11 protein-coding genes and 1 pseudogene are annotated in these 10,500 nt (G+C 51.3%); 9 read left to right on the top strand and 3 right to left on the bottom strand.

The features are described 5' to 3' along the window. Nucleotides 1-358: 358 nt before the first annotated feature. The 3 genes from malM to ubiA all read left to right on the top strand — a co-directional run bounded on the left by malM (nucleotide 359) and on the right by ubiA (nucleotide 2,823). Nucleotides 359-1,264, top strand: a complete 906-nt coding sequence (malM, locus tag A7090_RS13430) for a maltose operon protein MalM (protein WP_105274402.1) — start codon at nucleotides 359-361, stop codon at nucleotides 1,262-1,264. Between the two features lie 177 nt (nucleotides 1,265-1,441). Beyond that, a complete protein-coding gene (gene ubiC, locus A7090_RS13425; protein ID WP_105274401.1) occupies nucleotides 1,442-1,939 on the top strand; it encodes a chorismate lyase in 498 nt (165 codons plus the stop codon). Nucleotides 1,940-1,950: 11 nt separating this feature from the next. Then, a complete protein-coding gene (gene ubiA, locus A7090_RS13420) occupies nucleotides 1,951-2,823 on the top strand; it encodes a 4-hydroxybenzoate octaprenyltransferase (protein ID WP_105274400.1) in 873 nt (290 codons plus the stop codon). 154 nt (nucleotides 2,824-2,977) lie between these two features. Here ubiA and plsB read toward each other — a convergent pair whose 3' ends face one another. Further along, entirely contained in the window at nucleotides 2,978-5,401 is a 2,424-nt protein-coding gene (plsB, locus tag A7090_RS13415; RefSeq protein WP_105274399.1) for a glycerol-3-phosphate 1-O-acyltransferase PlsB, read from the bottom strand. Between the two features lie 170 nt (nucleotides 5,402-5,571). Here plsB and dgkA point away from each other — a divergent pair, with 170 nt between their 5' ends. The 4 genes from dgkA (at nucleotide 5,572) to A7090_RS13395 (ending at nucleotide 8,381) form a co-directional block, all read left to right on the top strand. Then, nucleotides 5,572-5,940 carry a diacylglycerol kinase gene (gene dgkA / locus A7090_RS13410; RefSeq protein ID WP_105274398.1) on the top strand — a complete coding sequence of 123 codons (369 nt, stop codon included), beginning with the start codon at nucleotides 5,572-5,574 and terminating at the stop codon, nucleotides 5,938-5,940. A gap of 109 nt (nucleotides 5,941-6,049) precedes the next feature. Next, a complete protein-coding gene (gene lexA, locus A7090_RS13405) occupies nucleotides 6,050-6,658 on the top strand; it encodes a transcriptional repressor LexA (RefSeq protein ID WP_000646078.1) in 609 nt (202 codons plus the stop codon). 72 nt (nucleotides 6,659-6,730) lie between these two features. Further along, the gene (dinF, locus tag A7090_RS13400) at nucleotides 6,731-8,056 is read left to right on the top strand and encodes an MATE family efflux transporter DinF (protein WP_123056952.1); all 1,326 of its coding nucleotides are present in this window, start codon (nucleotides 6,731-6,733) and stop codon (nucleotides 8,054-8,056) included. Between the two features lie 115 nt (nucleotides 8,057-8,171). Beyond that, on the top strand, nucleotides 8,172-8,381 hold the full coding sequence (locus A7090_RS13395; protein WP_105274396.1) for a CsbD family protein: 210 nt from the start codon (nucleotides 8,172-8,174) through the stop codon (nucleotides 8,379-8,381). Nucleotides 8,382-8,422: 41 nt separating this feature from the next. On the opposite strand, the gene zur is transcribed toward A7090_RS13395, so the two are convergent. Continuing rightward, a complete protein-coding gene (gene zur / locus A7090_RS13390) occupies nucleotides 8,423-8,938 on the bottom strand; it encodes a zinc uptake transcriptional repressor Zur (protein WP_105274395.1) in 516 nt (171 codons plus the stop codon). Between the two features lie 364 nt (nucleotides 8,939-9,302). Here zur and A7090_RS13385 point away from each other — a divergent pair, with 364 nt between their 5' ends. Further along, a complete protein-coding gene (locus A7090_RS13385; protein WP_000956557.1) occupies nucleotides 9,303-9,836 on the top strand; it encodes a hypothetical protein in 534 nt (177 codons plus the stop codon). 196 nt (nucleotides 9,837-10,032) lie between these two features. After that, nucleotides 10,033-10,206 carry a hypothetical protein gene (locus A7090_RS26185; RefSeq protein ID WP_000654815.1) on the top strand — a complete coding sequence of 58 codons (174 nt, stop codon included), beginning with the start codon at nucleotides 10,033-10,035 and terminating at the stop codon, nucleotides 10,204-10,206. A gap of 47 nt (nucleotides 10,207-10,253) precedes the next feature. On the opposite strand, the pseudogene A7090_RS13380 reads toward A7090_RS26185, so the two are convergent. Next, nucleotides 10,254-10,445: pseudogene (locus A7090_RS13380) on the bottom strand (pyocin activator PrtN family protein); the annotation flags it as partial. Between the last annotated feature and the right edge of the window lie 55 nt (nucleotides 10,446-10,500).

Here is a 10,500-nt window from a genome sequence, read left to right as displayed (position 1 = left end):
ATGCGACGCAGTTGCGTCTTATCAGGCCTACAACGGCTGTCAAATGTAGGCCGGATAAGGCATTTACGCCGCATCCGGCACCCAACGCCTGATGCGACGCAGTTGCGTCTTATCAGGCCTGCAACGGCTGTCGAATGTAGGCCGGATAAGGCGTTTACGCCGCATCCGGCACCCAACGCCTGATGCGACGCAGTTGCGTCTTATCAGGCCAACAACGGCTGTCGAATGTAGGCCGGATAAGGCGTTTACGCCGCATCCGGCATAAAAACAGCTTTAAGGGGCGAAAGCCCCTCTGATTATCGGGGGTGGCGCGCTATTGCCTGGCTACCGCTGAGCTCCAGATTTTGAGGTGAAAACAATGAAAATGAATAAAAGTCTCATCGCCCTCTGTTTATTTGCAGGGGGGCTGGCAAGCGCGCCTGGAATCAGTCTTGCAGAGGTTAACTATGTACCGCAAAACACCAGCGACGCGCCAGCCATTCCATCTGCCGCGCTGCAACAGCTCACCTGGACACCGGTCGATCAATCTAAAACCCAGACCACCCAACTGGCGACCGGCGGCCAACAACTGAACGTCCCAGGCGTCAGCGGTCCGGTTGCCGCGTACAGCATCCCGGCAAACATTGGCGAACTGACACTGACGCTGACCAGCGAAGTGAACAAACAAACTCGCGTATTTGCGCCGAACGTGCTGATTCTTGATCAGAGCATGACCCCATCAGCCTTCTTCCCCAGCAGTTATTTCACCTATCAGGAGCCCGGCGTGATGAGCGCAGATCGTCTGGAAGGCGTTATGCGCCTGACACCAGCGTTGGGGCAGCAGAAACTTTATGTACTGGTCTTTACCACGGAAAAAGATCTCCAGCAGACAACTCAACTGCTCGACCCGGCAAAAGCCTATGCCAAAGGCGTCGGTAACTCGATCCCGGATATTCCCGATCCGGTTGCTCGTCATACCACCGATGGCTTACTGAAACTGAAAGTGAAAACGAACTCCAGCTCCAGCGTGTTGGTGGGGCCTCTATTTGGGTCTTCCGCTTCTGCTCCGGTTACGGTAGGCAACACGGCAGCACCCGCTCCGGCACCGGTGAAGAAAAGTGAACCGATGCTCAACGACACGGAAAGTTATTTTAATACCGCGATTAAAAACGCTGTCGCGAAAGGTGATGTTGATAAGGCGTTAAAACTGCTTGATGAAGCTGAACGCCTGGGGTCGACATCTGCCCGTTCCACCTTTATCAGCAGTGTAAAAGGCAAGGGGTAATTACGCCCCACAGTGCTGATTTTGCAACAACTGGTGCGTCTCCTGGCGCACCTTTTTTTCTCTCTCCTGCGATTGTTGCGTTTTTGTTGCGCATTAGATCACTTAATTTGCTTTACATCTCCCGTAAACACTTTTCTGCGATACAATGCCTTTACGTTATGTAACGGAGAGTTCGGCATGTCACACCCCGCGTTAACGCAACTGCGTGCGCTGCGCTATTTTACAGAGATACCTGCCCTGGGTCCGCAACTGCTCGACTGGCTGTTACTGGAAGATTCCATGACGAAACGTTTTGAACAGCAGGGAAAAACGGTGAGTGTGACGATGATCCGCGAAGGGTTTGTCGAGCAGAATGAAATCCCCGAAGAGCTGCCGCTGCTGCCGAAAGAGTCTCGTTACTGGTTACGTGAAATTTTGTTATGTGCCGATGGTGAACCGTGGCTTGCCGGTCGTACTGTCGTTCCTGTGTCAACGTTAAGTGGCCCAGAACTGGCGTTACAAAAATTGGGTAAAACGCCGTTAGGACGCTATCTGTTCACATCATCGACATTAACCCGGGACTTTATTGAGATAGGTCGTGATGCCGGATTGTGGGGGCGACGTTCCCGCCTGCGATTAAGCGGTAAACCGCTGTTGCTAACCGAACTGTTTTTACCGGCGTCACCGTTGTACTAAGAGGAAAAAATATGGAGTGGAGTCTGACGCAGAATAAGCTGCTGGCGTTTCATCGCTTAATGCGTACGGATAAGCCAATTGGCGCGTTATTGCTGCTCTGGCCAACATTATGGGCGCTGTGGGTGGCGACACCGGGCGTTCCCCAACTCTGGATTCTGGCAGTGTTTGTCGCGGGGGTCTGGCTGATGCGTGCTGCCGGTTGCGTGGTGAATGATTATGCTGACCGCAAGTTTGACGGTCATGTTAAGCGCACCGCCAACCGACCGCTTCCCAGCGGCGCGGTAACAGAGAAAGAGGCGCGCGTGCTGTTTGTTGTGCTGGTACTGATTTCATTTTTACTGGTGCTGACGCTGAATACGATGACCATTCTGTTATCGATTGCCGCGCTGGTGTTGGCGTGGGTGTACCCGTTTATGAAGCGCTACACTCATCTACCGCAAGTGGTACTGGGCGCGGCGTTCGGCTGGTCGATTCCGATGGCCTTTGCCGCTGTGAGTGAATCGGTGCCGCTGAGTTGCTGGTTAATGTTCCTCGCGAATATTTTATGGGCGGTGGCTTACGACACGCAGTATGCAATGGTTGATCGTGATGATGATGTGAAGATTGGTATTAAATCCACCGCAATCCTGTTCGGCCAATACGATAAATTGATTATTGGTATTTTGCAGATTGGCGTACTGGCGCTGATGGTGATTATCGGTGAGTTAAATGGCTTAGGTTGGGGATATTACGGGTCAATTCTGGTGGCAGGCGCACTGTTTGTTTATCAACAAAAACTGATTGCTAACCGCGAGCGCGAAGCCTGCTTTAAAGCGTTTATGAATAATAACTATGTTGGTCTGGTACTGTTTTTAGGGCTGGCAATGAGTTACTGGCATTTCTGATGATGTAAAAAAGCCGGATGATCATCCGGCTTTCTTCTGGGCGGCCTGATGCGCTGCGCTTATCAGGCCGACACAACACATCGCAATTTATTGAATTTGCAGAGCATGGTTGGCCGGATAAGGCGTTTGCGCCGTATCCGGCAATTCTCACTGATTACCCTTCGCCCTGCGTCGCACTCTCAATCGTTAAACGCACATCAGACGTAATCAACACCGCCAGCAACTGATAGACCTTCATCGTTTCTTCAGGCTCAGCGTCGCCGCTATCGCTGATATATCCTTCATCACGCAGCGTCAGCACCAGAGAACTGAACACCGCCTTGTCGAAGAACTCCGGCGCGTTGATGCCATGCAGTACAGAGAGACGCTGAGCCAGCGTGCGGCTCTCTTTCTCCAACGTGCTGCGGTTCATCGACGGGTTGCCGCTCAGCAGCCAGAACGTAATGGCGTAGCGTTGCAGTGTTTCACGCGCACCTGCGGCCAGCAGTTGAAGCGTGCGAGAGTGCGCCGGGTTGATATGCAACTCATCATCTTGCAGGGTAATCAGCCCCTGGCGTTGCATCTCATTTGCCAGCGCATCAATAACGCCCGGCAACTCGTCGCGATCCCAGCGCAGGAACAGCTCCGCTTTCAGCATTGGGTAAAGCACATTGACGTGCTCCATCAATACGTCGCGGGAGATGTGGCGATGCTGGGTGACAATTGCCGCCATCAGCGAAGGCAGTACCAACATATGCGCAATGTTGTTGCGATAGTAGGTCATCAGCACCGCCTGTTCGCGCGGCAGGATGATGATATCGCCGATGGTGTCTTTCTCGACTTCGAACTTGCTCATCTGCAACGCGTGGTCGATAAGCTCGCTGGCGCTGGCTGAAGGAACGGTAGAGTCCGTGGAGTAAGGCACGTTGCGCATCAGATCCAGGTAGCAGTTGAGTTGCTCGGTCAATTGCTCGCGGGTGAGTGAGCGCTGACGTGATGCCAGTAGCGCAGTACAGCACAGGTTCATGGCGTTTGCCGCGCCTGCGTTGTTAATACGTACCATCAGATCGGCAGCAATGTTATTGACCGTCGGTGTTAACCAGGCCGGACGCACCGCTTCGATGGGGTCGATAGATTCACGCCAGTCTGGTACGTGCTGGTTAAGGTAAGTCATCAACGGCATCGGTTCACCGAAGTTGACGTAACCCTGACCGAGATTCCGCAGCTTGCTTAAACCCTTGAGCATCTGCGGCAGACTTTCCTTCTCTTTCGTCGCGCCGCGCAGTTCTTTGGCGTAAGTACCCACTTCCATGACGTGCTCATATCCGATGTAAATCGGAATCAACGTAATCGGACGTGTACCGCCACGCAGCATCGCCTGAATGGTCATCGACAGCGTACCGGTTTTCGGGTCCAGCAAACGTCCCGTACGGGAACGACCGCCTTCCACGAAGTATTCGACGGAATAACCACGGCTGAACAGTTCGCCGAGATATTCACGGAATACGGTGGAATAAAGTTTATTGCCTTTAAAAGTACGGCGAATAAAGAACGCCCCCAGGCGACGGAAAATCGGCCCGGCAGGCCAGAAGTTCAGGTTGATCCCGGCGGCGATATGCGGCGGCACCAGCCCCTGGTGATAGAGCACGTAAGAAAGCAGCAGGTAGTCCATGTGACTGCGGTGGCAAGGCACATACACCAGCTCATGACCGTCGTGGGCCAGCTGGCGAACGCGCTCGGCGTTATGGACGTTGATGCCCTGATAAAGTCGGTTCCAGGTGAAGCCCAGAATGCGGTCAGTCAGGCGAATCATCTCGTAAGAGAAATTCGCCGCAATCTCTTCCATCAGCGCGATGGCGTTCTGCTGCGCTTTTTCATGGGAGATTTTTTTGCTGCGCGCTTCATCTTCTACCGCTTTGGCAATGGCGCGGGAGGCGAGCAGCTTATTAAACAGATCCTGACGAGCAGGCAGACGTGGACCCACGGCAGCCAGACGTTGACGGGCAAAGTGCATACGTGCCACGCGCGCCAGTTTCTGAGCGATGGTTTTATCCGTGCCGTGCTCATCAGCCATACGGCGCAGCGAAACTGACGGCGAGAAACGCACAAAACTGTCGCGACCGAGCCACAGTACAGCGAAAAATTTCTGCACGCCGTTAAGCATACGCAGCGGCGGGTTCACTTCGCCTTTTTCACGCCCCGGTGCACGGCCAAACATCACCGATACCGGCACCATCTGCACATCCAGATTTGGGTTACTACGGTGCAAATCGAGATAGTCGTGGAACAGTTTAATGGATTCTTCTTTCGGCGCGTAATAGGTGAACACACGCGGCCCGCCGTGAATGAACACATAACGCGGCAGGAGTGTGCCGTCGATTTCCAGCGGCTCTAAGGGGTCAGGCAAGTCATGTGCCAGACACTGGGCGCGCAACGTCAGCAAATCTGCTTTCGAGTTGTACGGTAAAACGTACATAATTGGACGAGAGGTATCCAGTCCCAGTTCCGGGGCAGGATCTGCCGGAATAGACTTGCTTTTTACCAGGATGCTTAATGGTAAATTCAGTAATTTGTAGTAAATTCGTGGCCAGCCGGACATAAACGATGTAAAGCCTCTGGTTAATAATGCAAATGCGCGGCAAGGATAGCAGAAAGTCATGGGAAATTCTGTGGTATCCGCTTATGTTTCGCGCGGCGTTACGCAAACCCGAATCATCGGATTTAACGGTACACTAATATTGACGTTCATAATGTAAAAAGGTTCTTTCAATGGCCAATAATACCACTGGATTCACCCGAATTATCAAAGCTGCTGGCTATTCCTGGAAAGGTTTACGCGCAGCATGGATTAACGAAGCGGCATTCCGTCAGGAAGGCGTCGCGGTATTGTTGGCGGTGGTCATCGCCTGCTGGCTGGATGTGGACGCGATTACCCGCGTGCTGCTTATCAGCTCCGTCATGTTGGTGATGATTGTGGAAATTCTCAATAGCGCCATCGAAGCAGTGGTTGACCGAATTGGTTCTGAATACCATGAGCTTTCCGGACGTGCAAAAGATATGGGGTCTGCTGCGGTGCTGATTGCGATCATCGTCGCCGTGATTACCTGGTGCGTCCTGTTATGGTCGCATTTTGGATAACTCTTCCAGAATTCGATAAATCTCTGGTTTATTGTGCAGTTTATGGTTCCAAAATCGCCTTTTGCTGTATATACTCACAGCATAACTGTATATACACCCAGGGGGCGGAATGAAAGCGTTAACGGCCAGGCAGCAAGAGGTGTTTGATCTCATCCGTGATCACATCAGCCAGACAGGTATGCCGCCGACGCGTGCGGAAATCGCGCAGCGTTTGGGGTTCCGTTCCCCAAACGCGGCTGAAGAACATCTGAAGGCGCTGGCACGCAAAGGCGTTATTGAAATTGTTTCCGGCGCATCACGCGGGATTCGTCTGTTGCAGGAAGAGGAAGAAGGACTGCCGCTGGTAGGTCGTGTGGCTGCCGGGGAACCGCTTCTGGCGCAGCAGCATATTGAAGGTCATTATCAGGTCGATCCTTCCTTGTTCAAGCCGAATGCTGATTTCCTGTTGCGCGTCAGTGGGATGTCGATGAAAGATATCGGCATTATGGATGGCGACTTGCTGGCAGTGCATAAAACTCAGGACGTACGTAACGGTCAGGTCGTTGTCGCACGTATTGATGACGAAGTTACCGTTAAGCGTCTGAAAAAACAGGGCAATAAAGTCGAATTGTTGCCAGAAAACAGCGAGTTTAAACCGATTGTCGTTGACCTTCGTCAGCAGAGCTTCACCATTGAAGGGCTGGCGGTTGGGGTTATTCGCAACGGCGACTGGCTGTAACAGATCTCTGATACCGCGATGCCGCCTGGTGTCGCGGTTTGTTTTTCATCTCTCTTCATCAGGCTTGTCTGCATGGCATTCCTCACTTCATCTGATAAAGCACTCTGGCATCTCGCCTTACCCATGATTTTCTCCAATATCACCGTTCCATTGTTGGGGCTGGTCGATACGGCGGTAATTGGTCATCTTGATAGTCCGGTTTATTTGGGCGGCGTGGCGGTTGGTGCAACAGCGACCAGCTTTCTCTTTATGCTGTTGCTGTTTTTGCGCATGAGCACCACCGGGCTTACTGCGCAGGCTTATGGTGCCAAAAATCCCCAGGCATTAGCCCGTGCGCTGGTGCAACCGTTGCTATTGGCGTTGGGGGCTGGGGCGTTAATTGCGCTGCTGCGTACGCCGATTATCGATCTGGCGCTGCATATTGTTGGCGGTAGCGAGGCCGTACTGGAACAGGCGCGGCGCTTTCTTGAAATCCGCTGGTTAAGTGCACCGGCGTCGCTGGCGAATCTGGTATTACTTGGTTGGTTACTCGGCGTGCAATATGCCCGTGCGCCAGTAATTTTGTTAGTGGTCGGCAACATCCTCAACATTGTGCTGGATGTCTGGCTGGTGATGGGGCTGCATATGAACGTGCAGGGCGCGGCGCTGGCGACGGTTAGTGCAGAATATGCAACATTGCTGATTGGTCTGCTAATGGTGCGTAAAATTCTCAAACTACGCGGCATCTCCGGCGAAATGCTGAAAACAGCCTGGCGAGGTAATTTCCGCCGCTTGCTGGCGCTTAACCGTGACATCATGCTGCGCTCGCTGCTGTTGCAACTCTGTTTTGGTGCGATCACCGTACTTGGCGCACGACTGGGGAGTGATATTATCGCTGTAAACGCGGTTCTGATGACGCTACTCACCTTTACCGCCTATGCGCTGGATGGTTTTGCCTACGCGGTTGAAGCACATTCCGGTCAGGCGTACGGTGCGCGCGACGGGAGCCAGTTACTGGATGTCTGGCGGGCAGCGTGCCGCCAGTCGGGGATTGTAGCTCTGCTGTTTTCGGTGGTTTATTTGCTGTCAGGGGAACACATCATTGCGTTGCTGACGTCGTTAACCCTGATTCAGCAGCTGGCCGACCGCTATCTTATCTGGCAGGTGATTTTGCCGTTGGTCGGTGTCTGGTGTTATCTGCTGGACGGCATGTTTATAGGTGCAACGCGCGCTGCCGAAATGCGTAACAGTATGGCGGTGGCCGCCGCTGGTTTTGCGCTGACGTTACTGACGCTGCCGTGGCTGGGTAATCATGGTTTGTGGCTGGCATTAACTGTCTTTCTGGCGCTGCGCGGGCTTTCTCTGGCGGCTATCTGGCGGCGTCATTGGCACAATGGCACCTGGTTTTCCGCAACGTGACGGTTAAAAATTCTGAATAAATAATCCTAAGCCAAATAGCTGACTACACTTAATCTCACGTTCAGAAGAAAAGTGAACGTACTCTCATTCACAACCTAACGATGAGGTCTTGATTATGAATAAAGATGAAGCCGGCGGTAACTGGAAACAGTTTAAAGGTAAAGTGAAAGAGCAATGGGGCAAACTGACCGATGATGATATGACGGTCATTGAAGGTAAACGTGATCAGTTAGTGGGTAAAATCCAGGAACGCTACGGTTACCAGAAAGATCAGGCAGAAAAAGAGGTTGATAGTTGGGAAAAACGCAATGATTACCGCTGGTAATTAATCCCTCCTGCCCGACGTGTACAAGGATGTACGCCCTCTTAACGTGGTTTCTTTTTCACCTGTACAGAGTGATCATGCTGGCACTGTTCAGGATGACGACACGCTTCCACTTCCACACATGCCGCACAGAGCCCATGTGCTTCAATCACATTATGCCGCAAGGCAAACCCCATTTTGGCCGCCAGCGTATGCATAATATCTTCCACGCCTTCAGCACACTCTTCTTTCACCGCGCCGCAGCGATCGCAAATAAACATAGCTGACGTATGCGTGGGCTGGTCGAACAGATGACAGAGTACATAACTGTTGGTGGATTCCACCTTATGCACAAAACCTTGCTCAAGTAGAAAATCCAGCGCGCGATAAACCGTTGGCGGCTTGGCTTGCGGTTCAGCTTCGCGCAGCAAATCAAGCAGATCATAAGCGCTGATAGCGCCATCCTGCAGACTCATCAGGCGCAACACTTCCAGGCGCTGCGGGGTCAGGCGCACATTACGCTGCGCACAGAGTTTTTCAGCCTGCGCTAATAACTCCTGCGTTGTGGTCTTTTCCATCGGGCACCTCAAAGTGGGGGTTAAGAATGTCCTTACTTTATCATAGTTCTCACTTAAACGCTGAGAACAGGGCGTCATTACTGTCGCATTGCCCGATCGCATATTCGTTATGCTATAGTAGCGCCCCTAATTCACCAGGTGCTTAAAAAAACGCCATGTCAGCAGAATCACAAACCGTTTATCCCGCATACCGTTTCTCCATTGCTCCTATGCTCGATAGGATGTACCGTTTTTGAAAAACAAATAGTTATATACTTTGTGGGAGCCTATTGGGAACCCGGCGTTTTCATTTCAAGGTGTAATCCATACGCGGCTTAAGAATGAGATATAATGCGACTTTTAGTGTTCCGCTTGAGAGGCCATGATGCTTACCCTGGACGAGATAGGTCAATCAGTACGTAACAATATCCAGTTGATTATTGATCATGTCGGCTTACCTCTTGCTGTTGGTCCGCTCAGTGATGATGATTACAAGATTCTGTGTGGTGGCTATGGTGAGCTTGAATGGGACTATGCGTTAAGTACCTATGGCAACTCCAGAGAAAAGTATGAGTTCTGCATAAAACTTGTTCAGCAAGGTCGGGTTCAGGGAATACCATCAGGAGCAGCAATTTGTGTTTATGGGGTTGAAGAAAACATCTTTCGTATCCATATGATCGAAAGGTTTTCTAGAGAAGATGAATCTCACCCATTGAAAGGGCGCATGGTTTTACTCACTCTTATGAGTGCTTTTATATTTTGTAAAGCTGTTGAATGTAAAGTTGTCCACATTGTAGAGCCAGTACCAGAACTGGTGCAGTATTACGAGTCTTTTGGTTTCCGCATGGAACAGTGCGGTTATGTGATGTCGGCAGTCATTGATGAGCTGCAGGATATCTTTCTTAAATTTGCTCAGTAGGTATAGACGAGAAGGGTCTACAAATTGTAGGATACCCGTCCAGATTACCTTAAAGGTACATCTATGGCAGTCGTTTTGTGCTTAAACTACTAAGAAACGATGTCACCAATCGACATGATCGATTGGCATAAGTTAGCGAAACAAGCTAGCTTTAAAGAAAGGGTTAGAGACGCCTTTACTGTCTCGGGAGTTTTCTATGAAAGATCAAAAAGCAACCAAGCCACAGGTTAAGTTCGACACAATGAAAGCATTCGCAGGTATGGGTGCTGCTGTTGAAGTTCTGATGAAGGCTGCTCCTAATGCGTTCACTCACGCTACTGTCTCTGGTAAAGAGCAGCAGGGTAAGCTTCGTCGTCGCAAAGCAGCATGATCATAGCTGGTGCTTTTTGAAAACCCGCCTTCAGGCGGGTTTTTTCTTTAGTGATGTTCTTTGTCCTTCTGTTTGACTGTTCTGACCTGTTCCCACTCGATACGTCCTTCTTCTCGCCTTTTGTCTATGTATTCCGCAAGATCTTGAATATTGATGCAACGTTTTGCTTTTTGTGATGTGCCGATGCGATATGTTGGAACGGGCAACTTACAAGCGTTTGCTTTTGCTTCTGCGTAAGCGGCTCGTCAGAACCGTATTGATATTTACTGAGAGCTCAGATCAACTTTCCAGGGC

The sequence above is a fragment of the Escherichia sp. MOD1-EC7003 genome (assembly GCF_002965065.1).
Lineage (GTDB): Bacteria > Pseudomonadota > Gammaproteobacteria > Enterobacterales > Enterobacteriaceae > Escherichia.
The sequence above is the reverse complement of the archived record's forward strand: the minus strand, read 5'-3'. Positions and strand labels throughout refer to the sequence as shown.